Origin of the sequence: Azospirillum sp. TSH58 (assembly GCF_003119115.1) — a bacterium.
Taxonomy (GTDB): Bacteria; Pseudomonadota; Alphaproteobacteria; order Azospirillales; family Azospirillaceae; genus Azospirillum.
Genome location: NZ_CP022369.1, coordinates 140,488 through 167,423, shown reverse-complemented (window position 1 = coordinate 167,423; position 26,936 = coordinate 140,488). Strand labels below are relative to the sequence as shown.

The window sequence follows — 26,936 nt, the reverse complement described above, 5'->3', positions numbered from 1 at the left end:
CGTGACGGCGGACCGTTCCGGAGCCGGGCGCGGGGCCGCCGGGAATGTTCAGGGACCGGTGGGGCGGTCGCCCAGGACGGTGGCGCGGTGCATGAGCCGGCTGTGCGGCAGATAGTCGTTGACCGCATAATGCTGGGTGGAGCGGTTGTCCCACAGCACGAGGTCGTCCGGCTTCCACTGCCAGCGCACGGTGAATTCGGGCCGGCTGATGTGGTCGAACAGAAAGTCGAGGATGGCGGCGCTCTCCCGGTCGCTCAGCCCGACGATGCGGGCCGTGAAGTTCTCGTTCACGAACAGCGCCTTGGCGCCGCTGACCGGGTGGATGCGGATCACCGGATGGACCACCGGCGGGTGGCGGTCGCGCGCCGCGCGCCAGCGCGCGTGCGTCTCCGGATCGCCGTTGTGCCGCCATTCCGGGAAGGACTTGGTGAAGTCGTGCAGCGCGCTCAGCGGCTCCAGCAGGCGCTTCAGCGGTTCCGACAACGCGGCGTAGGCGGCGATGTTGCTGGCCCAGACGGTGTCGCCCCCGCTCGGCGGGATGCGCTTGCCGGCCAGCGCGACGATGGCCGGCGGCGTCTCGATGCAGGTGACGTCGGTGTGCCAGACGTCGTTGTCGGTCGGGTTGTGCGGCCCGGTGTCGAGCACCATGATCTCCGGCTGCTCCGGCACGTTCGGGTAGACGGGGTGGATGTGCAGGTCGCCGAAGCGCGCGGCGAAGGCACGCTGCGTCTGCGGCGTCAGCGGCTGGTTCTCGAAGAACAGCACCTGGTGGGTGACGAGCGCCCGCTGGAGCGCCGCGGCCTCCGTGTCGCTCAAGGGGCGGGTCAGGTCGAGGCCGGTCACCCGCGCGCCGATGGCCGGGCTGACGGGCGTGATGGACAGGGTCGGCAGGGTGATGTCGGGCATGGCGGATCCCTATGGACGGTGTGTTGTCTTCCGATCAGGCGTTCGGGACATCGGGCGGCACCGGCTCGGACGCCGGAAGGCGGGCCAGCGCCTTCAGCGTGTCCTCCGCCACGCCGAAGTTGCGGACGTAGGAGGTGGCGGCGCTGCGGTGAGGCTGGAAATCCCAGGGCGTGTGCCGCCCGGTCAGCAGCACCTTGTGGATGAACAGGCGCCGGTTCTGGCTTTCGATCACCGCCCGGCGCAGGGCCGGCGCGTTCCAGCGCCGCGCGACGGATGCGGCCAGATCGGCCTCGATGGCGGCGAGATCGCGCGCGCCGGCGCGGTTGACCAGCTCCTTCGGGTCGGCCTCCAGGTCGTAGAGCTGCGGCGGGTCGCCGTCGCAGGCGATGTATTTGTAGCGGCCGCGCCGCACCATGAAGGCTGGGTTCAGCGTCCCTTCCCCCAGATACTCCGCGAAGATGGTGCGGCCGGCGCCGCGCGCCGAACCGGCCAGCAGGGGCAGCAGGCTTTCGCCGTCGAACGGGTCGACCGGCAGCGGCGCCCGGCCGTCGAGCAGGTCGAGGATGGTGGGGAACAGATCCACGTGCGACACCGGGGCCGACACCCGGCGCGGTGCCCAGCGTCCCGGAGCGTGGACGAGAAGCGGCACGCGGGACGACCATTCGAAGAAGCTCATCTTGTACCACATGCCCCGCTCGCCCAGCATCTCGCCATGGTCGCCGGTGAAGACGATGATGGTGTCCTGGGCCAGCCCGGCGCGTTCCAGCGCCGTCAGCAGGCGCCCGACCAGCTCGTCCACATAGCTGATGGAGCCGTAATAGGCGTGGCGGGCGGTGCGCACCCGCTCCTCTGTCAGGTGGTAGCGGTGCAGCCCGTCCATATAGTGGAGCCGCCGGCTGTGCGGATCGAGCCGCTCCGGCGGGATGGGAGGCACCGAGGGCGGATCGATCTCCGCGTGATCGTAGAGGTCCCAATGCTCGGGCAGGCAGTTGAAGGGGTCGTGCGGGTGGGTGAAGGACACCGCCAGGAGGAAGGGCGCACTGTCCGCCGTGTTAGCCGCGGTGCGGCCGTAATCGTAGATCTTCTGCACCGCCTGATGGGCGGTCTCCTCGTCGAAGTCGATCTGCAGGCTGCGGTGGCAGGGACCGGCCTCGACCACGCTCGCCATATGATGGGACCAGTCGTAGGCCAGCGCCCCGTTCCCCCAATCGGGCGTCCAGCCGAAATCGGCGGGATAGACGTCGGTGGTCAGCCGCTCCTCGAAGCCGTGGAGCTGGTCGGCGCCGACGAAATGCATCTTGCCCGACAGGCAGGTGCGGTAGCCGGCGGCGCGGGCGTAATGCACGAAGGTCGGCACGGAGGAGGCGAACTCCGCCGCGTTGTCGAAGGCGCCGATGGCCGAGGGCAGCCGCCCCGACAGCAGGGCGAAGCGCGACGGCGCGCAGAGCGGGTAGTTGCAGTAGGCGTTGTCGAACACCACGCCTTCCGCGGCCAGCCGCGACAGGTTGGGCGTCCTGACGACCGGGTGACCATGGAAGGGCAGGGCGGGGGCCGCCATCTGGTCGGCCATGATGAACAGGATGTTGGGGGGCCGCGACACGGCGAGGAAACTCCAGTTCGGAAAAGCGTCAGGTCTTGCCCTTCCAGGGCACCAGCCAGGATTCCAGCAGGCGCATCCCGTAGGAGAAGGCGAAGGCCCAGGCGGCGATGATGCCGATGCCGACGAACACCACGTCGGTGGCCAGGAAATGCGAGGCGGACATGATCATGAAGCCGATGCCGCGCGTCGCCGCGATCAGCTCCGCGGCGACCAGCGTGCTCCAGCCGACGCCGATGGCGATGCGCAGGCCGGTCAGGATCTCCGGCAGGGCGCTGGGCAGCACGATGGAGCGGAAGAGCTGCCAGCGCGTGGCCCCCAGCGAGAGGGCGGCGTTGACCCGCTCGATGGGCAGCGACCGCACGCCGGCCTGGGCCGACAGGCAGATCGGGGCGAACATCGCCAGCGTCAGCAGGGCGATCTTCGACACCTCCCCGATGCCCAGCCAGATGATCATCAGCGGCAGATAGGCCAGCGGCGGCAGCGGCCAGTAGAACTCGATGGGCGTGTCGAGGATGCCCTTGGCCCAGCGGTTCAGCCCCATCGCCAGCCCCAGCGGGATGCCGAGCGACGCGGCGATCAGCGCCGCGGCGAGGATGCGCAGCAGGCTGGCCGACACATGCTCGCCCAGGGTGGCGCCGGCGTAGCCGTCCTCCAGGATGGAGAGGAACTGGGCGGCCACCTCCCCCGGTGACGGAAGGAACAGGGGCGTCACCAGCCGGTAGTGCGACACCAGGAACCAGACGGCGATCAGCAGCAGCCCGGTGACCGCGCTGATCGGGCCGGTGCGCGCCCCGTCCAGCCCGAAGGGCCGCAGGGCGACGGTCCGCGGCCGGGCGGCGGGCTCGGCCAGGGGGCCGGCGGTGGAGCGGGCGGCGTCGGTCATTGCAGCGTCTCCCCGCGCTGGACCGCCGTGTGGTGGGGGCGGTGGACGAGATCGCGGATGCGGTTGTGCAGGTCCCCGAACTCCGGGTCGGACAGGATGGCGCGCACGTCCCGTTCGGCGGCGAAGCGCCGGACGAAGTCGAGGTCGAAGCGGGCGACGATCCGGCCGGGCCGCGGCGACATCACCACCACCGTCGTGCCGAGGAACAGCGCCTCCTCGATGGAATGGGTGATGAAGAAGATGCGCTTGCCGGTGCGCGCCCAGACGTCGATCAGCAGCTCCTGCATCTGCTCCCGCGTCAGGCTGTCGAGCGCGCCGAACGGTTCGTCCATCAGCAGGATCTTCGGGTCGGTGGCCAGCGCGCGGGCGATGCCCACGCGCTGGCGCATGCCGCCGGACAGCTCGTGCGGGGCGGCCTTGGCGAAGCCCTCCAGCCCGACGAGGCGCAGCAGCTCCGCGGCGCGGTCCCGCCGTTCCCGCAGGGTGAGGCCGGCGAAATCCAGGCCGAGCGCCACATTGTCCAGCACGCTCTTCCAGGGCAGCAGCGTGTCCTTCTGGAACACCACGCCGCGGTCGGCGCCGGGGCGTTCCACCGGCTGGCCGTCCAGCGTGATGCTGCCGTCCGACAGGGGAAGGAAGCCGGCGATGGCGTTCAGCAGCGTGGACTTGCCGCAGCCCGACGCGCCGAGCGCGACGACGATGCTGTTGGCGTCGATGTCCAGCGACGCGCGGTCCAGCGCGTGGATCGTCCCGCCGTCACGGCCTGGAAAGAACACGCTGGCGTTCTGCACCCGGAGCATGGCGCGCCTCCCGTCCGGCCGCGCGTCAGGGCAGCGCCTTGACGTAATCCGCGGTGACGAAGCCGCCGTAGCTGGGCAGCACGGTTGAGACCTTCTTCTGCTCCTTCAGGAACTCGGCGGTTTCCTTCAGGATTCGGGCGGTGCCGCTGTTCTCCCCGCCGTCCAGCCAGTCCTTGGTGGCCTGCTGCTTGGCCGGGATCAGCGACAGGTTGTTCAGCGCCGACGCCTGATCGGACGGCGTGCCGCCGAGAAGCCCGGCCAGCGTCTTGGCGTTCTGCGATTCCGGCCCCCAGGCGGCCTTGTCGTCGCGGAAGGAGACGCTGTAGCGCTCCACCACCCCGGCGAAGCTCTTCAGGAAGGCCGGATTCTCCTTGGCGAAGGCGGCGGTGGCGACCCAGGCGGTGAAGGTCGGGGCGCCGCGATCGGCGACCTGCCGGGAGGTCAGAAGCACCTTGCCGGTCTTCTTCAGCTCGGTCAGCGCCGGGTCCCAGACAAAGGCGCCGTCCAGGTCGCCGCGGTTCCAGGCCGCGACGATGTCGGGCTGCGGAATGGCGAAGACCTGGGCGTCGCGCTCGCTCAGCTTCTCCTGCTTCAGCACGGCGAGGAGCTGGTAATGGTCGGTCGAGACCGGGGCGGCGGCCAGCTTCTTGCCCTTCAGGTCGGCGGGCTTCTCGATTCCGGAGCCGTTGCGGACCACCAGCGCCTCGTCGGTGCCGGAGGAGCTGGCGAGGTAGAAGGCCTTCACGTCCAGCCCGCGGCTGACCGCGGCGGCGAAGGGGCTGGAGCCGACATAGCCGACCTGCACGTTGCCCGCGGCGATGGCGGCGAAGATGTCGGCGCCCGAATTGAACTTGCGGAAATCGATCTCGCTGCCGGTCGCCTTGGCGAAGTCGCCGTTGGCGATGGCCACCGACGACGGCAGCGCGTCGGTCTGGTAGGCGACGACGATCTTGCCGGCGGCCTCGGCGGAGAGGGGCGCCAGGGTGGTCAGCGCGAACAGGGCGATGGAAGGCAGGAACTGCTTCATGGTGGCGTATCTCCCCCGTCTTCACCCGGCGGCGCGGTCGTCCGCCGGTGAAGAAACTCTACATATTAAGAAGGGAAATAAGCAACACCTCAGGAGAGCGTGTGTGTATTATTTTTCTATAACAACAAAAATGAATAGTCTAATTTCTCCGGGATGAAGGGAACGCCGATGTCCCTCCCGGGACGGAAGGGGAGCGTCACCCCGCGCGGTATGTGCCCTCGGACACGAAGGCGGTCAGCGGGCGCCGACCGCTCGGGGTTTCCTGTTGCCGGAACTCCTCGGGCAGCGCATCGACGGCCCCTTGCCGCCCGACGGCGATGAGAATCTCCACGGCGACCCCTTCCGGCACGCCGAGCAAGCCACCCGCCGCGGCGCGGTCGAATCCGCCGATGGCGCGGCTGTGCCAACCCGCCAGGAACAGTTGGTGCGCGAGGTTGGCCCAGGCCGCTCCGGCGTCGAAGGAATGGGTGTGGTTCGGCGACCCGTCGTCGTGGGTCGTCTTGGAAAGCACCGCGATCAGGGCCGACGCCCTGTCCGCCCACAGCCGGTTGCGCCCGTTCAGCAGGCCGAAGACGGCCTCCCACGACGAGGACTGGCGTTTGCTGTAGACGAAGCGCCAAGGCTGGGCGTTGCGGGCGGATGGCGCCCAGCGCGCCGCTTCGAAACCCTGCTCCAGAATGGCGTCGGGGATTTCCTCCCCGGTGTAGGCGCGCGGCGACCAGCGGTTCACGAACAACGGGTCGATGCCGTGGTCGGGGTGGCGGTGTTCACGGACGGGCATGGCTCTGTTCTCCGGCGGAACGGCGACGGTGGACGGTTAAGAAAACCGGCCACCGGATTTTCCAAGCCGCCCCCGCCAAACACATAAATTCAAGGTTGTTCATGCGTCGGGAAGGCCGGCCGCCCACTCAGAAGGCCTTGTCCTCGCCGAAGGTGACCCGGTGGAGCAGGCGGTACTCGGTGTAGTCGGTCACCGCGTAATGGACGGTGGCGCGGTTGTCCCAGATCGCCACGTCGCCGTTCCGCCAGCGCCAGCGCGCCTGGGCCTCGGGCTTCTCGAACAGCCCGAACAGGAAGGTCAGCAGCGCGTCGCTCTGCTGGCGCGACAGGCCGCGGATGCGCAGGGTGAAGTTCGGGCTGACATAGACCAGCTTGCGGCCCGTGACCGGATGGGTCTGGACGACCTTGTGCACCACCGGCAGATGCTCGGCGCGGGCCTGACGGTACAACTCCTCCCCGTTGGGCTGGGTGCGGAACCACTCGGGCCAGCCGCTGTGCTCGATGCTGTGCACCGCCTCCAGCGTTTCCAGATAGGCGCGCAAGGCCGGGTCGAGGCGGTCGTAGACGTAGGTTCCGCTGGCCCAGGCGGTGTCGCCGCCGACGGACGGCACGTCGCGCGCATGCAGGACCGTGCCGGTGGGCGGGTTGGCGGAGAAGGTGACGTCGGCGTGCCATTGATCGGTGCCGTAGCCCGGCTGCCCCGGCGTGAACTCGATCAGCTCGACGAGCCGGTTCGAGTCGTGTCGCTTGAAATAGGCCTTGGCCTTGTCGGGATCGCCGAAGATCCGGGCGACATCGACCTGCTGCTCCGGGCTCAGCGCCTGGCCGCGGAAGAACAGCACGCCATACTCGGCCAGCGCCCGGCGCAGGTCGGCGCGGACCTCCTCGCCGGTGGACTCCCTCAGGTCGATTCCGTCCACCACGGCACCGATGAAGGGGTTGTAGGGCGTCAGCGTGAAGTGGCGGAAGCCGTCTTCATGAGGGGTCTTCGTCGTCATCGGATCGTCCTTCGGCCAGGGCAGCGGACCGGAGCGCCCGCTCGAATAAGGCTATTCATCAACTAGGCAAATACGGCCATGTTCGTTGATATGGATCAATCGACAGCATCAATTGCGCTTTCTTGTAAAAAATTACACGTTCTAATCGCCTATAACGCGAGGGCGTATTGACATTCGAACGTGTTAAATGGAATACGAACATCCACATCGCGAATGGGGAAATGGGCGATCCGGGAGCCGGCGACGCGCGGTCAAGCCAGAATCCCCCGATCCCCACCCCATAACCCGAGCATCAAGCGAGGTATCGACCATGGCCGTTTCCAGATTTGTCGCCTTGGCCGTCGCGGCCGCCATCGGCCTCGGGCTGGCCGGAACCGCCACCGCCTCCGCCGCTGCCGACGATCTGCGCATCGCCGCGCAGCCCTTTCCCCTCTATGCGCCCCTGTTCGTCGCCAAGCAGAAGAAGTGGCTGGACGAGGAACTGGCCAAGGTGGCGCCGAACGCCGCCGTCAAGTGGTCGCTCTTCCCCGCCGGTCCGCCGATCAACGAATCCTTCGCCGCCGGACAGCAGGATGTGGGCTTCGTCGGCGACACCCCGGCGCTGGTCGGCAAGGCGGCGGGGCTCGACACCAGCGCCATCGCGCTGACCTCCGACGGTCCGAAGAGCTTGGCGGTCATCGTCGGCGGCAGTTCTCCCATCGCGTCGCCGAAGGAGCTGAAGGGCCGGAAGGTGGCGGTGACCAAAGGGTCCTACGCCCACCATCTGCTGGCGCTGGTGCTGGAGCAGGGCGGCCTGACGCTGAACGACGTCGAGCTGATCAACCTGCCCGTGGCGGAGATCCCGCCGGCCATCATCGCCGGCACCATCGACGCCGGCGCGGTGTGGGAGCCGATCCTGACCCGCTTCGAATCGCAGAAGGCGGTCCGCGTGCTGGCCGACGGCACCGGCATCAAGAAGGGGCTGCTGCTGATCGTCGCCGACAACGGCTTCCTGAAGGCCCGGCCCGAGCAGGCGAAAGCCCTGCTGACGGCGTACAAGCGCGCCTCGGACTTCATCACCGCCAACCCGAAGGAGGCGGCGGAGCTGATCAGCGGCGACGTCAATCTGGCGCCCGACCTGCTGGTCCAGGTCCTGCAGCGCATGAACTACTACCCGGCCATCCACGACGACGACGTGGCCGAGGTCAAGAAGACCGAGCAGTTCATGCGCACCCACGGCCTCATCAAGACCGCGGTGGACGTGGACGCCTTCTTCAACCGCAAGCCGGCGGACGAGGCGGGTCTGAAATGAGCGCCGGGCTGGCTTCCGACGCGCCTCCGGCGCAACGGGCCGACGCGCCTCCGGCGCAATGGGCCGGCGCGCCTCCGGCGCAACGGGCCGGGGGAAGGGCGGGGGCGAAGGCGCGGCTTCCGCGTTCCCGTCCGGGCGCCCTGCTGCGGGGCCTGCCGGGTGCGCTGGGGCGGGCGGCGCTGTATGTGGCGCTTCCCGTGGCGCTGCTGGCGGCGTGGCAGGCCGCGTTCGAGCTGGGCTACATCCGTCCCATCCTGCTGCCGCCGCCGACCAGGGTGGGCAAGGCCTTCGTCGATCTGGCGGCCAGCGGCGACCTGTTCCGCCATCTGGGCGTCAGCCTGCTGCGCGTGCTGGAGGGGTTCGCCATCGCCGCGCTGGTCGGCCTGCCGCTGGGCATCGGGATCGGCCTGTCGCGGACGCTGGACCGGCTGACCGACCTGATCATCCAGCTGACCAAGCCGATCCCGCCCATCGCCTGGATTCCGCTGGCCATCCTGTGGTTCGGCATCGGCGAGGCGGGGAAGGTCTACATCATCTTCCTCGGCGCCATCTTCCCCATCCTCGTCAACACCATCGACGGCATCCGCCAGACCGACCACCGCCATGTCGAGCTGGCGCGCGTGCTGGAGGTGACGCGCCGCCGCTTCATCCTCCAGGTCGTCCTGCCTGGGGCGCTGCCGAACATCATGACCGGCCTGCGCGTCGGGCTGATGGTGGCCTGGATCTGCGTGGTCGCCGCCGAGCTGATCGCCGCCTCGTCGGGCCTCGGCTACCTCATCATGGACGCCCGGCAGATGAGCCAGACCGATCAGGTTCTGGTGGGCATGATCACCATCGGCGCCATGGGCAAGCTGCTGGACGTCGTGCTGCGCGCCGCCGAGCGCCGCCTGATCACCTGGAAATCCACCTTCTCGGGGAGCTGACCGCCATGGTTGCCACCGCTGTCCGCAAGGCGGGCGACGAACGGGCCGCCGACCGCGCCGCCGGCCTGCGCATCGGCCCGCTGTCCAAGACCTACACGCTGAAGACCGGCCCGCTGAGGACCGAAACGGTCCAGGCTCTCGGCGACATCCGGCTCGACGTTGCGGGCGGGAGCTTCGTCAGCATCGTCGGCAGCTCCGGCTGCGGCAAGAGCACGCTTCTGCGCATCATCGCCGGGCTGGAGACCAGCTATGACGGGACCGTCACGCTCGGCGGGCGGCCCATCGGCGGTCCCGGCCTCGACCGCGGGGTGATCTTCCAGGAGCACCGCCTGCTGCCCTGGCTGACGGTCGAGCAGAACATCGCCTTCGGGCTGAAGAACCTGCCCAGGGCGGAGGTCGCCCGGCGGGTGCGGGAGCATCTGGAGCTGGTCGGGCTGGAGGGTTTCGCCAAGGCCCACCCGCACCAGCTCTCCGGCGGCATGGCCCAGCGCGTCGCCATCGCCCGCGCGCTCGTCAACCAGCCGCGGGTGCTGCTGCTGGACGAGCCGTTCGGCGCGCTGGACGCCCTGACCCGGATCCAGATGCAGCAGGAGATCCTGCGCATCTGGGAGGCGCAGCGCACGACCATGATCCTCGTCACCCACGACATCGACGAGGCCGTCTTCCTCGGCGACGAGGTGGTGGTGATGTCGTCGCGGCCCGGCACCATCCGCAAGAGGCTGCCGGTTGGTCTGCCGCGCCCCCGCGACCGGTCGAGCCCGGACTTCATCGCCTTGCGCAAGGAAATCCACCGCGAGTTCTTCACCGCGGCGGAGCTTCCGTTCGCCTATGAAATTTAAGGGCAAAATCTGAGGGGAACCATCATGAGCTTCTACCGCGACTTCCACGACAAGACCGCCATCGCCGACTGGAGCCGCCGCGAACGGCCGGGCTACGACAGCATCGCGGTGCGCCCGCTGTCGCCCATCCTGGGGGCGGAGGTCGAGGGCGTGGACCTGTCCCGGCCGTTGAGCGACGCGCAGTTGGCCGACATCCGCAAGGCCATCGCCGACCATCTGGTGCTGGTGTTCCGCGACCAGGACATCACCGCGGAGGACCACAAGCGCTTCGCCCGCCATTTCGGAACGCTGCACCGCCATGTGCTGGGGGGCGCGCGGCAATTGTCGTCGAACGACCATGACCCGGAGATCCTGGCCTGGCGCACCGGCCCCGAAGCCCGCTACACCGCCGGCGACGCGTGGCATTCCGACGTGACCTGCGATCCCGAGCCCATCTGGGGCTCCTTCCTGCGGGTCACCAGACAGCCGGAGATCGGCGGCGACACCGCCTTCGCCAACATGTACCTCGCCTATGATTCGCTGTCGGAGAAGGTCAAGGCGCTGCTCGACGGTCTGACCGCCGTCCATGACGGGGGCAAGGCCTGGACGGCGGGCTACGGCGCCACGCCGCAGCCGGGCCAGACCTTTCCGTCCACCGAGCATCCGGTGGTGGCGCGCCACCATCTGACCGGGCGCAAGTACCTGTTCGTCAACGAGGCCTTCACCAGCCACATCGTCCAGCTCACGCGCACCGAGAGCGACGCCATCCTGGCCCTGCTGTTCCGCCACATCGAAAGGAACCTGGCCTTCCAGACGCGCATCCACTGGCGTCCCAACAGCTTGGTCTTCTGGGACAATTGGGCCACCCAGCACCACGCCGTCTGGGACTACTACCCGCATGAGCGGTGGGGCGAGCGCGCCTCGGCCTTCATCGGCTCCGCACCGCAGCCCTGACCGCATGGACCGGACGGCCTGCGTGGCCTTCCGCGGCACGAAGTGCGCTGCCGGAGCGTTTGCCAAACCCGAGGCCTTTATGCTTCAAGGATGGGCAACGCAGCCTGCGTCCTGTCCGGTGCTGCGCGGGATCACGGGGGAACGGAACTCATGAGCAAGCGGAACGGCACGGACTTCCTGGCCGCCGACGTGCACGCCCGGCTCCGGTCGAAGATCCTGACCTTCGAGATCAAGCCCGGCACCCGACTGGTCGAGGACGAGATTTCGGCCTCGATGAGCGTCGGCCGCACCCCGGTGCGCGAGGCCCTGCTGCGCCTTCAGGGCGAGGGGCTGGTCAGCCGCGAGAAGGGCTGGGTGGTGGAGAGCACCGACCCGTCCAACATGGACGCCATCTTCGAAAGCCGCATCGCCATCGAAGGCTACGCCACGCGGCTCGCCGCCACGCGCGTCACCGACGCGGACATCACCGAACTGGCCGCCCTGGTCGATGAGATGGCGCGGTTCGAGCAGATGAACCGCGCCCAGCTGAACCAGCTCAACCGGACCTTCCACCGCCGCATCATCGAGATGGCCGGCAACCCCTTCTTCCTGGAGATGCACGAGAAGACGCTGTTCTATTATTGGAACATGCGGCTTCCCGTCATCTTCACGAAAGACCAGACCCAGGAAGCGAACGACCAGCACAAGGTGATCCTGAGCGCGCTGGCGGAGCACCGCGCGGACGCCGCCGAGGAGGCCGCGCGGGAGCATGTCCGGACCACCCACCGGATCGTCAAGGACGCCCTGGAAGGCTTCTGACGCTTGCCGCCTCAGGGCGCCGTCTTGCGGATCTCCAGCACGATGCCGGCCTCCGCCCGCGTGTCGAAGTAGCAGAATCCCGACCCGTCGGCGCGGCGTCCGCGGGCGACCACTCCCAGGCCGAGCCGGCGGCCCTCCGCCTCCGCGGCGTCGCGGTCCGGCACCTCGAAGCCCAGATGGTAGACGCCCTCGCCCCGCGCGTCGAGGAAGCGGCGCTGCGGGGAATCCAGCTCGCCCGGATCGCACAATTGGATCTGCATGTTGGCGAGGTCGGCGCATTTGTAGCGCATGGCCTTGGACGCGGCCTCGTTGGGAACCTCGAACTCCACGTAGGGGCCGCTCTTGGGATAGTCGTACCAGGGGCCGACGCCGAGCGATTCATAATAGGCGACCGCCTTGTCCAGATCGCGCACGACGATGCAGACATGGTGCAACGTGTTGAAGATGCTCGTCATGGGGCGTACCAGCTCCTCGTTCGTGTGGTTTGTGATCTACGGTTTGGTGTTCGGAAGTCGGGACGCTGACGCGCTCCGCACCGCGCTTCGGAAGCGTTGGGGATGGACGGCGGCCAGCAGCCCCCCCGACAGGATCAGCGCGGAACCGGCGAAGGCCATGGCGTCCGGCAGTTCGGCGAAGGCCGCGTGGCCGAGAATCACCGACCAGACGACCTGCGCGTAGGAAAAGGGCGCCAACTGCCACGCCGGATAGCGGCGGTAGGCGAGCACGATCAGGAAATGCGCGCCGGTCCAGGCCGCCGCCATGCCGGCGGCGACGATCAGCTGCGCGCCGTCCAGGGGCGAGAAGACGAAGGGCACCGCCAGGCTCGCCGCGGCGAACCCCACGGCCACCGACCAGACCAGCGTCGTCACGGAGGAGTCCGCGCCGCCGATCCGCCTTGTGCAGATCATGCCCGCCGCCCAGCCCAGGGAGGACAGGATGGGCAGCGCCACCGCGGGCGACAGCGTGCCGAAGCCGGGCCGCACCACCACCGCCACACCCGCCAGCCCGATGGCCACCGCCGCCCAATGGGCCCGCGACACCCGGTCGCCGAAGATCAGCGCCGACAGCGCCGTCAGGAAGAAGGGCGACATGAAGACCAGCATCGTCGCCTCGGCCAGCCCGAGGGTGCGGAACGCGGCGATCAGCAGCGTCGTCGAGACCAGCAGGCACAGCCCGCGCAGGATCTGAAGGCGGGGCTTGGCGCTGCGCAGCACGATGGGGCGCGCGGCCACCACCGGCGCCAGCAGCAGCACGGCCCCCAGGCAGCGCAGCCACGCGATCTCGATGGGGTGCACCGACTGGGCAAGCTGCTTCGCGAAGACGTCGGACAGCGTGAACAGCAGCATCGAGACGACGATCAGCGCGATGCCTTGGGCGATGGGCGGATGATGATTCTGATGCACGGTCCGGCGCTCTTTTGCGGTGTTTTCGGAGGGCATTGACCTTGCCCCCACCCCGGCCCTCCCCCGCTCTCGGCGGGCCTTCGGTCCGCCTGCCGCGTCACCGCTAACCTTCGGTTTGCGCGAGAGCTGACGCAGGGGAGGGAGTTTTTTTCGAAGCGGCGGCGGTCCCCTCCCCTGCGAAGCGGGGGGAGGGTTAGGGTGGGGGCCCGTCCGCCAGCCTCGCCTTCGCCCGGAAGGAGAGCGTCCCGCCGATGCCGGCCATCTCGACCAGCCACCGCTTCGCCGGGATGGCGGTGCCGCGGGCGGTCGTGTAGCCGTCGACGGCAAGCCGCCATTCCGTTCCGCCTTGGGGCGTCAGGGTGCCGGCGGCGAAAGCGCCGTCGCTGAACACCACCAGGCAGGGGGACGGCCGGCCGAACGGGGCCGCCGACAGCCGTCCGTCGCGGACCGTGCCGCGGGCCCCGACATGGAGGTGCGTGCCGCCCGCTTCCAGGGTGATGGTCATCCGTCCAGCGCGTCCCGGACGATCCGGTGGGTCGTCTCGACATGCGCGCGCGCGTGCCGTTCCGCGGCGTCCGGGTCGCGGGCCTCCAGCGCGTCGACGATCCGCTTGTGCTCCTCGTTCGCCACCACCGCCTGCTCGCGGGTGAAGAGGACGGGCAGGCGCATGTTCCAGTAATGGAACTGCGTGCGCTCGTGCATCTCCACGAAGAAGGGGTTGCCGGACAGCCCGACGATCCGCTCGTGGAAACGCCGGTTGAGCAGGTTGAGCTGGGCGCGGCCCATCGCCTCGAACCCGTCCATTTCCTCGGCCAGCCCCCGCAACTCCCGGATGTCCGCGGGCGTGGCGCGCAGCGCGGCGACATGGGTGGCGTAGCCTTCGATGGCGACGCGGCTTTCGAAGACATGGTCGATGGACGCGGCGTCGGTGCTCTCCACCACCCAGCCCTTCTCGCGGCTGACCAGCCCCTCGCCCTGAAGGCGCAGCAGGGCCTCGCGCACCGGGGTGCGGCCGACGCTCATCGAGGCCGAAATCTCGTCCTCGACCAGTCGGGTGCCGGGCTTGATCTCGAAGGTCAGGATCTTCGCCCGCAGCCAGCCGTGCACGTTGGCGGCCAGCAGGTCGCTGCCGACCCGCTTGCGGGGGCGGCCGCTGAACGGATCGGCGGGCGGATTGTCAGGCGGCTGGTTGGGCGGATCATTGGGCGGCAGGCGCTCGATGCCGTCGGGCATGGTCGTTCCTCCGTTCAGCCCGCGTGGCGGGCGACGAACTGCCGGCTGCGCTCGTGCCGGGGGGCGCTGAAGAAGGTGCGGGCGGGAACGTCCTCCACCACCTCCCCCTGCACCATGAAGATGACGCGGTCGGCGAATTCCTTGGCGATGGCCATTTCGTGCGTCGCGATCAGCATGGTGTAGCCCTGCTCCGCCAGACTCCGGATGGTCAGGATCACCTCCTGCGACAGTTCCGGGTCGAGCGCGCTGGTCGGCTCGTCCAGCAGCATGACGCTGGGCGACAGGGCGAGCGTGCGGGCGATGGCGACGCGCTGCTGCTGACCGCCCGACAGTTCGGACGGGTAGCGGTCGGCCTTGTCGGGCAGGCCGACCTTGGCCAGAAGCTCCCGCGCCAGCGCCTCGGCCCGGGGTTTGGGCATGCGCAGCACATGGACCGGTCCGCTCATCACGTTGTCGAGCACGGTCATGTGGCGGAACAGGTTGAAGCTCTGGAACACCATGCCGATGGAGCGGCGCTGGGCGCTGATCTCCCGGTCGGACAGCTCGTGCAGGGTATCGCCGACCTCGCGGTAGCCGATGAGCTGGCCGTGCACGTAGATGCGGCCCGCGCTGATCGTCTCCAGATGGTTGATGCAGCGCAGCAGGGTGGATTTGCCGGCCCCGGACGGGCCGAGGAGGGTGACCACCTCCCCCGGCGCGATGGAAACCGAAACGTTCTTCAGGATCTCGATCGAACCGTAGGATTTCGAGACGGACTCGAGAACCACGGCCGCGGCCTTGACGGGGCTGTCCATAGGGACCTCTGGGGGGCTTACCGCTGGGGGAAGGTCTTTTCGAGCGCGGCCTGAACGGCGGTGGCGAAGGCGGTCATCACCAGATACCAGAAGGCCGCCACGGCCAGCAGTTCCACGACCATGAAGTTGGACGAGTAGATGTCCGTGGTGATGCGCAGCAGTTCCAGGAAGCCGATCGCCGAGGCCAGCGAGGTGGACTTCAGCAGCATGATGTACTGGTTGCCGCCCGCCGGAATGATGATGCGCCCGGCCTGCGGGATGACGATGTGGCGCAGCACCTGATACTCGGTCATGCCGATGGCGCGGGCCGCGGCGCGCTGCCCTTTGTCCACCGCCAGGATTCCGGCGCGGATGATCTCCGCCATGTAGGCCCCTTCGGCGAGGGCGAGGCCGGCCAGCGCCGCCACGAAGGGCGTGACCACCGCCGTGGTCGGCGCGTCCAGCAGCACGATGTCGGTGAAGGGAACCGCCAGATGAACGCGCTGGAACATGGTCGGCAGCGCGTTGAACCAGAACAGCAGCTGGATCAGCATCGGCGTGCCGCGGAAGAAATAGACGTAGGTGGCCGACAGGGCGGACAGGATCGGGTTGCCGCTGACCCGCATCAGCGCGACGACCAGACCGATGACGCTGGCCACCACCAGCGCCAGCGTGCCGAGGATCAGCGCGTTGCGCGCGCCGATCAGCACCTGCTCGCTGGTCAGGTAGGAGAGGAAGACCTCCACATTCATGATCTGCGCGCGGACACCCGCGGTGATCAGCATGGACACGACCAGAAGGACGACCGCGCTGAGGAGCCAGGCTCCCCAACGCAGGCGGTGCTTCACGCGGACAGCCCGGGGCTCGGCCATGGCGCAGCTCGCGACCACGGTCACATCCTCTTGCTGGCGGGCAGGTTGATGGTGATCTCGGGCAGCGCGCCGCCGTCGATCTCCCATTTGGCGAGGATGGTCGTGTAGGTGCCGTCGGCCAGCATGCTCTGCGTGGCCTTCCGGACCGCCTCCTTCAGCGTGGAGTTCTTCGGGAAGCCCCAGGACGTGACGTAGGGCGTCAGAATGTGGTTGCCGCCGGCGATGGCGTATTTGCCGGGCATCTGGCTCTTCATGTAGACCAGCGCCGGGAAGTCGCCCAGATAGCCGTCCACGCGCCCGAGGTCGAGCTGCATGCGGGCGTCCGGGGCGGCGGGAAGCTGGTTGGCGGTGATCGGCGGCTTGCCGCCGGACACGCAGGCCTCCGACGCCTTTTCCACCGCGGCCATGATGACCCGGCTGCCCAGCAGCGTGGCGACCGACTTGCCGCAGAAGTCGGCGATGGTCGCGTATTTCTGGGCGTCCGCCGCGCGCACCAGGATGCTGCCGCCGGACATCATGTAATTGACGAAGTCGACCTTCTGCTCGCGCTCCTCCGTGTCGCTGATGCCGCCGGACGCGACGTCGAAGCGGCCCGCCTCCAGGCCGGGGATCAGCGCCGCGTACTCGCCGTGCACGAAGGTGATGGAGAGGCCCAGCCGCTTGCCGACCTCGGTGAGCAGGTCGACGGACACGCCCACCGGCTCCGTCTTGCCGTCCTGGCGGAACTCCACCGGCGGGAAGGTCTGCTGGGAGCCGACGCGCAGGGTGCCGGCGTCGCGGATCGGCTTCGGCACCAGACTGGCGGCTTCGGGGTTGGTGGGAGCCGAACCGCCTTGGGCATGGGCGGCCGTGTGCAGCGACATCGAGAACACGCAGGCGGCCAAGGCCGCGAAGACGGCGGGCTTGGCGTCACAGGATAGGCGCATCGCAGAGATCTCCTGGTTCCGAAAACGGTGAGAACGTGAGGTGCTGCGCACGGCGCGGGGCGGCGGCCCCGCTCCGGATCTCGGTTCAGCGGCGCCCGCTCCGGACATCGGGCGCGGAGCGGGCGCGGCGCCTCACCGCGTCTCGGCGGAGCGCCCGGGAACGGCCGACGGGTTCGGACGGTCGGCGCGCGGGCAGGCGGCCGCCTCCTCGTGCATCGCCAGCACGGAGCGGACGTAATCGTCCGGGAAGCCCCAATGCGCCATGCCGGCGGGGATGTGGTCCCAGTAGAAGTTCGGCGGGCGCATCGCCACGCCCGGCGTGATCAGGCGGTAGGTCCAGCATTCGTAGAGCTTTCCGTCATCGCCGCGCGCGGTGACGAAGCAGCGCTCGAAGTCGTCGTAATCCTCTTCGAAATGATGGTCGGGATGCTCGACGACGATGCCCAGCACGTTGTTGCCCCAGGCCCGCCCGGTGTTGGACAGGTGGCACCAGCCGCGGTCGGTGCGCGTGCCGGCGGCGTGGAACTCCAGCTTGTGGTTCGCGACGTGGCCCTTGGTGATCACCTTGGCCTCCGGGAAATAGCGGTGAAGCTCCGGCGGATTCAGCCACGTGCAGTATCCGAAATAATGCATCTCGACCTCGATTTGGGTGGTGCGGAGCGGGCGGTCGGTCCGTTCACCGACCGCCTCATTCCGTATACATTAAAATATACGAAGACGCATACGACGACAATGGGGAATCTGACGGCGCCATGGCGAAGGCGATTCCTGCGATGGGATTGCTGCCCCGGAACGGGGTTTCGCCGGGGATCGCGCGGTTCTTCCGGCGGCGCCCGCGCGCCGTCAACGCCGCCGGCCGCCCGCCGGGGCGCGGCGTTCGGACCGGACGGTCCGGGAGTGTCGCTGTTTCTGTTGCTTTGGACTGGACCGTCGAGGACGAAGCCGTCGGGCTCTCACGGCGGGCCGGAGACAACGCGTCTTCGCGGCGATGGTCAGTTCGACGTCATCACGGTGCCGTTTGCCGCCTCGGCGGGGGGCGGCACCGCCCCGATCCTTCCGGGAAGGCTTCGGCGGTTTAATCGATTAAACGCGCCAGCTCGTCGTCGATCCTCTGGATTTCGAGGAGCAGCCTGGCGCGGCGCGCTTCCAACTCCTCGCGCCGCGTGGCGGTCGAGGGGGACGGCGCCCTCACGTCCTTCCAGAACGCGCGAATTTCGGACTGCCGGACGTCCGGACGCAACAGGCCGCGTTCCGCCGCCTGCTGGCGTTCGGAATCGGTGAGCCGGGCCAGCATGTAGACGGTGCCGTAGCCGGTCGCCGCCAGTTCCGGAGGAACCACGTTGTCCCGAATGGCCCGGTACGCGCTCATGAGCTGGGAGCGGGCCGATTTTCCGAAACGCCGGTTCAGCCCCTCGTGCAACGCGGCGCGCTCACCCTCGCCCAGGCGCGTTTCGGCGATCGACAGCAATTCCCCGATGCGCAGGAACCGCTGCTGCGCATCTTCCCACAGTTCCGAGATCCGGGTCAGGAACTCCTCCACCGTCTGGGGAATGCGGCTTTCGGGCAGGGGAGGGAACAGGTCGCCGTCCAGCGCCACCGGTTCCGGCGGCGGCTCGACCGGCGGTGCGGCCTCGGCCATCACCGTGGCGAGGTAGGCCGACATCGCGAGGGAGGGCGGCGGCTCCTTCGGTTTGCGCAAGCGCGGCTTCCGCACCACCTCGAAGTCCTTTCCGGCGACCTTTGCCTCGCGCTTAGCCACGGAAAGTCTCCAGCAGGGCCAGGGCCTCCCCGCCGATCGCCTCGATGTCGTCGGCCATGGCGGAGTAGGGCGCCGGCTTCTGCGCGAAGCTGGCGTGGTTGACCGACGCCTTCAGCCCGATATCCGCCTTCAGCGTCGGGATCGACAAACCTTCAAGCTGCCTGCGCGCGGTCTGGTCGACGCTCGCGCGGCGGTCGATCTGCGAGAGCACCGCGGCCGCGGGAATGAACGCCTTGGGGGAAAAGCGCCGGGCCTTGGTGATGGCGTTGACCACATGCTGGTACGTCCGGAACGCTTCCACGACGTCCTTGGCATCGGCCTTGGTCGGGATGAGCACCAGCGACGAAATGTCGATCGCGTTGACCAGCGCCGTGCTGTTGGCCCCCGGCACGTCGACCAGCAGGAAGTCGTTGCTGGCCGACATTTCATTGGCCACCTGCACGAGGTCGTCGGCTTGAACCACCTGGAATTCCACCATCCCGGTGGCGGACAGCCAGCCGCTCAGGTTCTTGTTCGGGTCGGCATCGATGCAGAACACCGACGCGCCGCGGCGTTTGAGGAATTCGGCAAGCGCGTTGACGAGCGTCGTCTTTCCGACGCCGCCCTTGCTGCTGCCCACGGTGATGATCTGGCCCATTGCAACCCCTGCCGGCTTCGCCGGACAGGCCGGCGGCACCTCTACCGCTCCGGAAACGGAGCTGGACGACGACTTTGGGCGAAAGGTGCGCGATAGGGCAGGGGCCGTCAAGGCGTGGGGTTGGGCGACCGGTCGTTTATCCCCACGCCATCACGCCGCGAGGCGGGCGGCGTCCAGGGCGCGACCGCCTCCGGCGGTTCATTCCGCGACCGCCTCCGGCGGTTCATTCCGCGAACACGCGCTCGCGGCCCTGGCGGATGGTGGGGAGGATGATGGCGGCCAGCAGCAGGCCGGTCAGGATCAGCAGCGCGAGGCTGATCGGCTCGCGCAGGAAGATGGTCGGATCGCCGCGCGACAGGATCATGGCGCGCCGCAGATTCTCCTCCATCATCGGTCCCAGCACGAATCCCAGGAGCAGCGGCGCCGGCTCGAAGCGCAGGGCCTGCAGGACCCAGCCGAGAAGCCCGAAGACGGCCGTCGTCACGAGGTCGAACGCGCTGTTCGACACGCCGTAGACGCCGACGCAGCTGACCAGCACGATGGTCGGGTAGAGGAAGCGGTAGGGCACGCGCAGCAGCCGCACCCACAGCCCGACCAGCGGCAGGTTCAGCACGATCAGCATGGCGTTGCCGATCCACATGCTGGCGACGACCCCCCAGAACAGGTCCGGCTCGGCCTGCATGATGCGGGGACCGGGGGTGATGCCGTGCAGCATCAGCGCGCCGATCATCAGCGCCATGACCGCGTTGGACGGCAGCCCGAGGGTGAGCAGCGGAATGAAGGAGGTCTGCGCCGCCGCGTTGTTGGCCGATTCCGGACCCGCCACCCCTTCGATGGCGCCGCGCCCGAAGCGCGAGGGGTCGCGCGCCAGCTTCTTCTCCACCGTGTAGGAGGCGAAGGCGGCCAGCGCCGCGCCGCCGCCGGGCAGCAGCCCCAGCGCCGACCCGATCACCGATCCCCGCGCGATGGCGCCGGAGGAGGAGCGCAGGTCCTGCCGGCTCGGCATCAGGGAGCCGTGCGGGATGACCTGTCCGCCGTCGCGCTCCTGCCCGATCAGGATGCGGATGATCTCGCCGATGCCGAAGACGCCCAGCGCCACCGGGACGAAGCCGATGCCGTCCGCCAGGGCCTGGATGCCGAAGGTCAGGCGCTGCTCCCCGCTGTTGATGTCGGTGCCGACGAGGCCGAACAGCAGCCCGAGGACGATCATCGCCAGCGCCTTGACGAAGGACCCCTGCGCCAGGACGATGGCGCCGACCAGCCCGAGCACCATCAGCGAGAAATAGTCGGCCGGGCCGAAGCGGATGGCCACGCCGGCCAGGACCGGGGCGAAGAAGGCGACGATCCCGGTCGACAGCGTGCCCGCGACGAAGGAGCCGATGGCGGCCACCGCCAGCGCCGGCCCGCCGCGCCCCTGGCGCGCCATGGCGTGCCCGTCGATGCAGGTCACCACCGACGAGGTCTCGCCCGGCATGTTGAGCAGGATCGACGTGGTCGACCCGCCATACTGGGCCCCGTAATAGATGCCGGCCAGCATGATCAGGGCGCCGGTCGGCTCCAGCGAGAAGGTGAAGGGCAGCAGGAGCGCGATGGTCAGCAGCGGCCCCACCCCCGGCAGGACGCCCACGAAGGTGCCGAGCAGCGCCCCGGCGAAGCAATAGAGCAGGTTGGCGGGAGCGGCCGCGATCGACAGCCCGTGCGCGATTCCCCCGAGCGAATCCATCATGACGGCGGTCGATCCTCTCTCTTACAGCGCCGGCCAGATCTTCAGCGGCATGCCGAGAATCCCGACGAACAGGGCCGGCACCGCGAGGGCGAGAACCGCCGCCAGCGCGGCGATCTCCCGCTTGCGCGTCCGCCGGCTGGCCAGGGCCGAGCCGACCACCGCGACGGCGCTGGCCGGCACGACGCCCAGCGTGTCCACCAGCCCGCCAAACAGCAGGATGGCCCCCAGGATCAGCCCGGCGGGCCGCAGCGCGGCGCGCAGGTCGATCCCTTCGCCATGGCCGCGCTCCCACAGGCCCCGGACGGCGATGACGCCGCCCAGCAGGACCAGGGTCAGCGCGACCAGGGCGGGCATCGCCCCCGGCCCGAGCTGGCGCGCCGTGCCCAGCGGGTGGCTGGCGACGATGACGGCGCCGGCCGCCACGCCCAGGGCGGCCAGCGCGAGGCCGGACGCCAATTCCTCAGTTCTGCGGATGTTCGATGCCATGCCTTTGCTCCGTGGGATGCCGGCGCCCGAGCGCCTCGTCGAGAAGGGCCACCGCGTCGGACAGGGATGCCGGAGGGACCCCGCCCAACCGCTCCTTGAGGCCGAGTCCGGCGAGCTGCGACAGGCGGGCGGCCACCGCGCGGCTCATCGCCGGCTCCAGCCCGGCCACGGCCACGGTGTCCGCCGACTGCGCGGCCTCCAGCGCGCGGCGCCCCGCGTGAACCGTGTCGGAACGCACCAGGAAATCGACGAAATCCAGCGCCGGACGCCGGTCGAAGATCTCCAGGAAGCTGTTCAGCACCTCCGCCTCGACGCCGTGGCGCCGCGCCGCGGTCAGCGCCTCCACCAGCAGGGTTTCCAGCCCCTTGGTGATGACGCTGCGCAGGATCTTCACCGCCGCCGCCCGGCCCGGCTCGCGCCCGACGACGCGGATGTCGGTTCCGAAGGGGGCCAGCCGTCCGGCAAGCTTCGCCGCGCGCTCGCCCGCCGCCAGAAGCGGCACGCGGTGCAGGCCGGACACCGGCGCCCCCATGATCGCCACGTCCACGAAGCGTCCGGGAATGGCGTCCAGCACCCCGCCGACCGCGGCCTTCACCGCCGGCGACAGCGAGTTCACGTCGGCGTAGATCGCGTCCGCCGCGAGGTGCGGCGCCACCGTCGCCGCGGCGTCGCCCGCCGCGTCCTGCGTCACGCTGGAGAACAGGATCTCCCGGTCGGCGAGCGCCGCCGGATCGAAGGCGAGGGCAAGGCCCAACTCGCCCGCCCGGCGCAGGGCGAGGCCGCGCTCGGTCGGGCCGGGCGGCGCGTCGTAGGCGACGATGTCGCCCGCCCCGTCGGCGATCAGGCCCCGCGCGAAGCTCGATCCCACCTCGCCGAAGCCGATGATCCCGATGCGGGGGCCGCGCACGCCGCTCACCATTTGCTGGGGTGGAGGATCGCCGCGGCCTCGCGCGCCGACCCGCCGGAGGACAGGGCGCCGAGAAGCGCGCTTTCCTGGCCGGCCGCCGCCTCCGCCCGGTCGATGACCTCCAGGATCAGCGCGGCGGGCACGAAGATCAGCCCGTCGTCGTCGCCCAGCACCAGATCGCCGGGATGCACCTGGACGCCGGCGATGGTGACCGGGCCGTTGAACTCCGCCAGCTCCAGCCGGTGCTTGCCGGTGCGCGGCGTGACGCCCGCCGACCAGACGGCGAGGCCGCCCGCCGTGATGCTGGCGCTGTCGCGCACCGCGCCGTCCACGACGATGCCGGCCAGACCGGCGGCGATCGACGCGGTGGCCAGGATGCCGCCGAAGCTCGACGCCTCGGCCACGCCGCCGGCGTCGATGACGAAGACGTCGCCGCGCCGGGTCAGGGTGATCTGGTCGATGCCGCCGCCCCGCGGCCGGTGGCCGGAGGCGATGGAGAAGCCCGGCGCGTGCGCCGCCGGAATCTGCCGCGCGGTGACGGCGGGACCCGCCACGCGCCGTCCCCCCTCCAGCGGCGGCAGACGCCGCCGGGGCACCGCGCTGTCGTAGCCCAGCCCGTCGAGGATGTCGGCGACCTGGGAGGTCAGGTCGGGCAGGGCGAGATACCGCTCGATGACCGCGGCGTCGGGCCGGTCGATGGCGACGCGGCGGACGATGGCGGGGTCGAGCAGGCCGAGCAGCCGGTCGGAATAGGCGGCCAGCTCCTCGGCGATTTTCGGGTCGGTCATCGGTCCCCTCAGCTCGGCTTGATGCCGGCGGTCTGGATCACCTGCTTCCACTGCGCGTAGCCGGCGGCGATCTCCGCGTCGAAGGCGGCGGGCCCCTCGTTGACCAGGGCCATCCCCGCCTTTTCGGTGATGGCGACGTAGTCCTTGTCCTTGGCGAAGCCCACGATGTCGGCGTGCAGCCGGTCCACGACCGCCGCCGGCGTCGCAGCCGGGGCCAGCAGGCCGAGCCAGGAGCGGGCGGCGAAGTCCTTCAGCCCGGCTTCGCCGAAGGTCGGGATCTCCGGCGCGAAGGGGCTGCGCTCCGGCAGCGCCACGGCCAGCGGGCGGATCTGGCCGGAACGGAAGTAGGGCAGGGCCGTGGACAGCACCAGGAAGCCGGCCTGGATGCGCTTGCCCAGCAGTTCCGAGATGATTTCGCCCTGCCCCTTCAGCGGCACGTGGACGATGTCGATCCCGGTGAGCTGCTGGAGGAAGGCGGTGCTGAGATGCTGGCCCGACCCGATGCCCGCCGTGCCGTAATTGTACTTTCCGGGGTTGGCCTTGATGTGGGCGAGGACCTCCGCGACGTCCTTGCCGGGCAGCTCCGGATCGACGGCAAGCACGCTGGCCTGATCGGCGACCAGGACCACCGATTTGAAGTCCTTGAAGATGTCGTAGCGCACCGCCGTGGACAGCGCCGGCACCGTCACATGATTCGACGAGGCGAACAGGAAGGTGTGGCCGTCGGTGGACTTGGCGACATAGTCGGTGCCGACCGCCGCACCGGCGCCCGGCCGGTTCTCGACCACGAAGGGCTGCGGATATAGCTTCGACAGCCGGTCGGCCAGCGCGCGGGCCAGCAGATCGGTGCCGCCGCCGGGCGGGAAGGGAACGACCAGCCGCACCGGCTGCGTCGGCCAGGAGGCGGGGGACGCGGCCCGCGCCGCCGGGGCGGCAACCCCAACCAGGGTGGCCGCGGCGGCGCCGGTCAGGGCGGCGGTCAGGAAGGAGCGCCGGTCAAGCGCGGGAAACCGATCTCGGAACATGACGGTCCTTCGTCTTTCGTCAGCGGTTGGCGTCGAACGGTTCGGGGTTGGGGTGGACGCCCAGCGCGCTGTTCACCCGGTTGGAGAAGTTGAAGTAGGCGGCGATGGCCGCGGCCTCCAGAATCTCCCGCTCCGACAGGCCCGCCGCGCGCAGCCCGTCGAGGTCCGCCGGTTCGATGGTCCAGGGACGCTCGGTGATCAGCACGGCGTAATCGACGATGGCCCGCTCGCGCGGCGTCAGGTCGGCGCGGCGGTAGTTCACCTCGACCAGCCCGACGAAGCGGGGGTTGCCGGTGATCTCGCGCAGCTTGGCGGCGTGCCCCCAGACGCAGGGCTCGCAGCGGTTCTGCACGCTGACGGCGAGCGCGATCAGCTCGCGTTCGCGGCCCGTCAGCCCGTCCGTGAAATCGACGGTCACCGACCGGCTGAGCGCTTCCTGCGCCAGGACCAGCGCCGGGATGTGCGCCAGCACCGACTGGGTGTTGCGGATGTAGCCGCGGACGGACACCGAATGCTCGAACAGGGCGTCGGTGCGGTCGTCCTGGGGCGGCGCCGGCAGGCGCAGCCAGGACACGCTTTCGGCGGCGGGGGCGGAAGCCGTCTTCTTCTTCACAGGCATGGTTCTGCTCCTCCCGTTCACGCCTGCAGGCTCTGGCCGGTCTGGGCCAGCAGCGCGTCGTAGTTGCCGATGTCCCAGGTGGTCTTGCCGGTCTGAAGGTCGGCGCGCAGGCGCTCCTCCTTCTCCAGCCGGGCGCGGGACGCGGCCAGGACGGCCTCGACCTCGTCCAGCGGAACCACGACGAGGCCGTCGTCGTCGCCGACGATCAGGTCGCCCGGCTGGACCGTGACGCCGCCCAGCACGATGGGTTGGGCGATCGGCCCCAGCGTCGCCTTCACCGTCCCCTTGATGGAGATGGCGCGGGAGAAGATCGGGAAGCCGATGTCGCGGATCGCCGCGGCGTCGCGGACGCCGCCGTTGGTGACCAGACCGGCGAGGCCCAGCGACTGGGCGGAGGTCGCCATCACGTCGCCGAACGAGCCCTGCTCGGGGTAGTCGCCGGCGTCCACGACCAGCACGTCGCCCGGACGGGCCAGCTTCATCGCGGCGTGGAGGGTCAGGTTGTCGCCCGGCTGGGTCTTCAGGGGGAAGGCGGCCCCGACGATGCGCAGGCCGGGCCAGATCGGCTTGATCGCCGAATCCACGGCGCCGCGGCGGCCCAGCGCCTCATGGACGGTGGCGGCGCCGATCGTCGCGAAGGCCGCGACCTGCTCGGGGGTGGGGCGGGGAAAATCGGTGCGGATGCTGGTCATGTCGGAACGGCTCCCAAGCCCGCGTCACGCGGTCGCGGCGATTTTGAAGGTGGAGGGGGGACCGCGGCGGGGGAACTCGTCGCGGTGATCGCGCAGCCCCTTGCCCGACAGCGGTTGATAGGGGTGCCGGCGCAGCACCTCGACGTCGAGGTCCACGCCCAGGCCCGGCGTGTCGGGGATGTCGACATAGCCGTCGGCGATGGTCAGCCCCTGCAGGGCCAGCTCGCGCGTCGGCTCGACGAGGTTCACGAACAGTTCGGCGATGGTGAAGTTGGTGACCAGCGCCGACAGGTGGACCGTCGCGGCCAGACCGACGATGGGGCTGTTGAAGTTGTGCGGGCTGACCGCGATGGAATGCGGCTGCGCCAGCGCGGCGATGTCGAGCATGGCGAGGATGCCGCCGACGGCGCTGATGTCCGGGTTGATGATGTCGGCGGCACGCTTCTCGAACAGCGGCAGATACTGCTCCTTGGTGTAGAGCGCCTCGCCCGACACGATGGGCACGTTGGTCGTGCGCCGCACCTCCGCCGTCAGGTCGAGATTCTCCGGCGGGCAGGGCTCCTCGTACCAGGCGATGCCGAACTCGCGCAGGCGCTCGATCAGGCGGATCGCGTTGTTCGGCGACAGGCGGCGGTGGCCGTCGATGAGCAGCTCCACGTTCGGTCCGACCGCCTCGCGCACCGCGCGGACATTCTCCACGGCGTGGTCGAGGTCCTTGGGATCGACGTAGTTGCGCCACGGGCCGGGGATCGGATCCCACTTGAGCGCGTCGTAGCCCTGCGCCACCACCGCCGCGGCGCGGTTCGCGGTGTCGTCGATGGAGGACGCGCCGAACCACCAGCCGTTGGCGTAGACCCGGATCTTCTCGCGGACGGCGCCGCCCAGCAGCTTGTGCACCGGCAGGCCGGCGCGCTTGCCGACGATGTCCCAGGACGCGATCTCGACCGCGCTCAGCGCGCACAGGAAATCGACGGAGGTCCGGCGGATCGAGAAATCGTCGAGCAGCGTCTGGGCGAGCTGGCGGATGTTCCAGATCTCGCGCCCGATCAGATGCGGCGCGATGGCGTCCACATAGGCGGCGACCACCTTTTCCTTGCCCGCGGTGACATAGCCCTCGCCCCAGCCGTAAATTCCGCTTTCCGTTTCGATGCGAACGAAAAGAAGATTCTTGGCGCAGCCAGGATTGAAGAAAAAGCTCTCAACCCTCGCGATCTTCATAAGAACTCCCGAGACATGGGGCGTCACCGTCGAGTGGGCGGTCACGCGCAGTCGATATGATGACTTTGGCCGCCATCGAATGATGCCGGGCATT

Annotated in this window: 30 protein-coding genes; 5 read left to right on the top strand and 25 right to left on the bottom strand. The window is 69.4% G+C overall.

Features of this window, described 5'->3' with window-relative positions:
* Window positions 1–48 precede the first annotated feature (48 nt).
* From tauD to TSH58p_RS31065, 7 genes are all read right to left on the bottom strand, one after another.
* Window positions 49–906 carry a taurine dioxygenase gene (tauD, locus tag TSH58p_RS31095; protein ID WP_109071182.1) on the bottom strand — a complete coding sequence of 286 codons (858 nt, stop codon included), beginning with the start codon at window positions 904–906 and terminating at the stop codon, window positions 49–51.
* Between the two features lie 34 nt (window positions 907–940).
* Window positions 941–2,476, bottom strand: coding sequence for a choline-sulfatase (gene betC / locus TSH58p_RS31090; protein WP_371732468.1), 1,536 nt, complete (start codon window positions 2,474–2,476; stop codon window positions 941–943).
* A gap of 58 nt (window positions 2,477–2,534) precedes the next feature.
* On the bottom strand, window positions 2,535–3,389 hold the full coding sequence (locus TSH58p_RS31085; RefSeq protein ID WP_109071180.1) for an ABC transporter permease subunit: 855 nt from the start codon (window positions 3,387–3,389) through the stop codon (window positions 2,535–2,537).
* Window positions 3,386–4,189 (bottom strand): taurine ABC transporter ATP-binding protein, encoded by an 804-nt coding sequence (locus TSH58p_RS31080; RefSeq protein WP_109071179.1) that lies wholly within the window; start codon window positions 4,187–4,189, stop codon window positions 3,386–3,388. The genes TSH58p_RS31085 and TSH58p_RS31080 overlap by 4 nt, the downstream gene beginning before the upstream one ends.
* Before the next feature lie 25 nt (window positions 4,190–4,214).
* The gene (gene tauA, locus TSH58p_RS31075; protein WP_109071178.1) at window positions 4,215–5,216 is read right to left on the bottom strand and encodes a taurine ABC transporter substrate-binding protein; all 1,002 of its coding nucleotides are present in this window, start codon (window positions 5,214–5,216) and stop codon (window positions 4,215–4,217) included.
* A 196-nt stretch (window positions 5,217–5,412) separates the two neighbouring features.
* A complete protein-coding gene (locus tag TSH58p_RS31070) occupies window positions 5,413–5,997 on the bottom strand; it encodes a nitroreductase family protein (protein WP_109071177.1) in 585 nt (194 codons plus the stop codon).
* Window positions 5,998–6,124: 127 nt separating this feature from the next.
* Window positions 6,125–6,994 carry a TauD/TfdA family dioxygenase gene (locus TSH58p_RS31065; protein WP_109071176.1) on the bottom strand — a complete coding sequence of 290 codons (870 nt, stop codon included), beginning with the start codon at window positions 6,992–6,994 and terminating at the stop codon, window positions 6,125–6,127.
* A gap of 310 nt (window positions 6,995–7,304) precedes the next feature.
* On the opposite strand from TSH58p_RS31065, the gene TSH58p_RS31060 reads away from it, so the two are divergent.
* The 5 genes from TSH58p_RS31060 to TSH58p_RS31040 all read left to right on the top strand — a co-directional run bounded on the left by TSH58p_RS31060 (window position 7,305) and on the right by TSH58p_RS31040 (window position 11,778).
* Window positions 7,305–8,285 carry an aliphatic sulfonate ABC transporter substrate-binding protein gene (locus TSH58p_RS31060; protein ID WP_109071175.1) on the top strand — a complete coding sequence of 327 codons (981 nt, stop codon included), beginning with the start codon at window positions 7,305–7,307 and terminating at the stop codon, window positions 8,283–8,285.
* Window positions 8,282–9,208, top strand: coding sequence for an ABC transporter permease (locus TSH58p_RS31055; RefSeq protein WP_247874149.1), 927 nt, complete (start codon window positions 8,282–8,284; stop codon window positions 9,206–9,208). Before TSH58p_RS31060 ends, TSH58p_RS31055 begins: the two co-directional genes overlap by 4 nt.
* Before the next feature lie 5 nt (window positions 9,209–9,213).
* Window positions 9,214–10,047 carry an ABC transporter ATP-binding protein gene (locus tag TSH58p_RS31050; protein WP_109071174.1) on the top strand — a complete coding sequence of 278 codons (834 nt, stop codon included), beginning with the start codon at window positions 9,214–9,216 and terminating at the stop codon, window positions 10,045–10,047.
* Window positions 10,048–10,071: 24 nt separating this feature from the next.
* On the top strand, window positions 10,072–10,980 hold the full coding sequence (locus TSH58p_RS31045; RefSeq protein WP_109071173.1) for a TauD/TfdA family dioxygenase: 909 nt from the start codon (window positions 10,072–10,074) through the stop codon (window positions 10,978–10,980).
* 150 nt (window positions 10,981–11,130) lie between these two features.
* A complete protein-coding gene (locus TSH58p_RS31040) occupies window positions 11,131–11,778 on the top strand; it encodes a GntR family transcriptional regulator (protein ID WP_162600108.1) in 648 nt (215 codons plus the stop codon).
* Between the two features lie 11 nt (window positions 11,779–11,789).
* Here TSH58p_RS31040 and TSH58p_RS31035 read toward each other — a convergent pair whose 3' ends face one another.
* The 18 genes from TSH58p_RS31035 to TSH58p_RS30950 all read right to left on the bottom strand — a co-directional run bounded on the left by TSH58p_RS31035 (window position 11,790) and on the right by TSH58p_RS30950 (window position 26,842).
* On the bottom strand, window positions 11,790–12,233 hold the full coding sequence (locus tag TSH58p_RS31035) for a VOC family protein (RefSeq protein ID WP_109072204.1): 444 nt from the start codon (window positions 12,231–12,233) through the stop codon (window positions 11,790–11,792).
* 36 nt (window positions 12,234–12,269) lie between these two features.
* On the bottom strand, window positions 12,270–13,181 hold the full coding sequence (locus TSH58p_RS31030) for a DMT family transporter (RefSeq protein WP_158282651.1): 912 nt from the start codon (window positions 13,179–13,181) through the stop codon (window positions 12,270–12,272).
* A gap of 193 nt (window positions 13,182–13,374) precedes the next feature.
* Window positions 13,375–13,686: a hypothetical protein gene (locus tag TSH58p_RS31025; protein WP_109072202.1), complete on the bottom strand. Its 312-nt coding sequence runs from the start codon at window positions 13,684–13,686 to the stop codon at window positions 13,375–13,377.
* Window positions 13,683–14,414, bottom strand: a complete 732-nt coding sequence (locus TSH58p_RS31020) for a GntR family transcriptional regulator (protein WP_109469630.1) — start codon at window positions 14,412–14,414, stop codon at window positions 13,683–13,685. Before TSH58p_RS31020 ends, TSH58p_RS31025 begins: the two co-directional genes overlap by 4 nt.
* Window positions 14,415–14,428: 14 nt before the next feature.
* On the bottom strand, window positions 14,429–15,208 hold the full coding sequence (locus tag TSH58p_RS31015) for an amino acid ABC transporter ATP-binding protein (RefSeq protein ID WP_109069334.1): 780 nt from the start codon (window positions 15,206–15,208) through the stop codon (window positions 14,429–14,431).
* Between the two features lie 17 nt (window positions 15,209–15,225).
* Window positions 15,226–16,059: an amino acid ABC transporter permease gene (locus tag TSH58p_RS31010; protein ID WP_109069339.1), complete on the bottom strand. Its 834-nt coding sequence runs from the start codon at window positions 16,057–16,059 to the stop codon at window positions 15,226–15,228.
* A 20-nt stretch (window positions 16,060–16,079) separates the two neighbouring features.
* Entirely contained in the window at window positions 16,080–16,985 is a 906-nt protein-coding gene (locus TSH58p_RS31005; protein WP_199230087.1) for an ABC transporter substrate-binding protein, read from the bottom strand.
* A gap of 132 nt (window positions 16,986–17,117) precedes the next feature.
* Window positions 17,118–17,618 (bottom strand): gamma-glutamylcyclotransferase family protein, encoded by a 501-nt coding sequence (locus tag TSH58p_RS31000; RefSeq protein WP_109069333.1) that lies wholly within the window; start codon window positions 17,616–17,618, stop codon window positions 17,118–17,120.
* A 442-nt stretch (window positions 17,619–18,060) separates the two neighbouring features.
* Complete coding sequence (locus tag TSH58p_RS30995; RefSeq protein ID WP_109069332.1) at window positions 18,061–18,744, bottom strand: hypothetical protein; 684 nt, start codon at window positions 18,742–18,744, stop codon at window positions 18,061–18,063.
* Window positions 18,737–19,381, bottom strand: coding sequence for a ParA family protein (locus tag TSH58p_RS30990; protein WP_109069331.1), 645 nt, complete (start codon window positions 19,379–19,381; stop codon window positions 18,737–18,739). The genes TSH58p_RS30995 and TSH58p_RS30990 overlap by 8 nt, the downstream gene beginning before the upstream one ends.
* A gap of 223 nt (window positions 19,382–19,604) precedes the next feature.
* On the bottom strand, window positions 19,605–21,104 hold the full coding sequence (locus TSH58p_RS30985; RefSeq protein WP_371732467.1) for a tripartite tricarboxylate transporter permease: 1,500 nt from the start codon (window positions 21,102–21,104) through the stop codon (window positions 19,605–19,607).
* 24 nt (window positions 21,105–21,128) lie between these two features.
* Window positions 21,129–21,593 (bottom strand): tripartite tricarboxylate transporter TctB family protein, encoded by a 465-nt coding sequence (locus tag TSH58p_RS30980; RefSeq protein WP_109069329.1) that lies wholly within the window; start codon window positions 21,591–21,593, stop codon window positions 21,129–21,131.
* On the bottom strand, window positions 21,568–22,500 hold the full coding sequence (locus tag TSH58p_RS30975; protein ID WP_247873949.1) for an NAD(P)-dependent oxidoreductase: 933 nt from the start codon (window positions 22,498–22,500) through the stop codon (window positions 21,568–21,570). The genes TSH58p_RS30980 and TSH58p_RS30975 overlap by 26 nt, the downstream gene beginning before the upstream one ends.
* Window positions 22,501–22,505: 5 nt before the next feature.
* A complete protein-coding gene (locus TSH58p_RS30970) occupies window positions 22,506–23,288 on the bottom strand; it encodes an RraA family protein (protein ID WP_109069327.1) in 783 nt (260 codons plus the stop codon).
* An 8-nt stretch (window positions 23,289–23,296) separates the two neighbouring features.
* Entirely contained in the window at window positions 23,297–24,313 is a 1,017-nt protein-coding gene (locus TSH58p_RS30965; RefSeq protein WP_109069326.1) for a tripartite tricarboxylate transporter substrate binding protein, read from the bottom strand.
* Between the two features lie 19 nt (window positions 24,314–24,332).
* A complete protein-coding gene (locus TSH58p_RS30960) occupies window positions 24,333–24,932 on the bottom strand; it encodes a peroxidase-related enzyme (protein WP_109069325.1) in 600 nt (199 codons plus the stop codon).
* A gap of 17 nt (window positions 24,933–24,949) precedes the next feature.
* Window positions 24,950–25,624, bottom strand: coding sequence for a 4-carboxy-4-hydroxy-2-oxoadipate aldolase/oxaloacetate decarboxylase (locus TSH58p_RS30955; RefSeq protein ID WP_109069324.1), 675 nt, complete (start codon window positions 25,622–25,624; stop codon window positions 24,950–24,952).
* A gap of 24 nt (window positions 25,625–25,648) precedes the next feature.
* Window positions 25,649–26,842, bottom strand: a complete 1,194-nt coding sequence (locus TSH58p_RS30950; protein ID WP_109069323.1) for a mandelate racemase/muconate lactonizing enzyme family protein — start codon at window positions 26,840–26,842, stop codon at window positions 25,649–25,651.
* Window positions 26,843–26,936 lie beyond the last annotated feature (94 nt).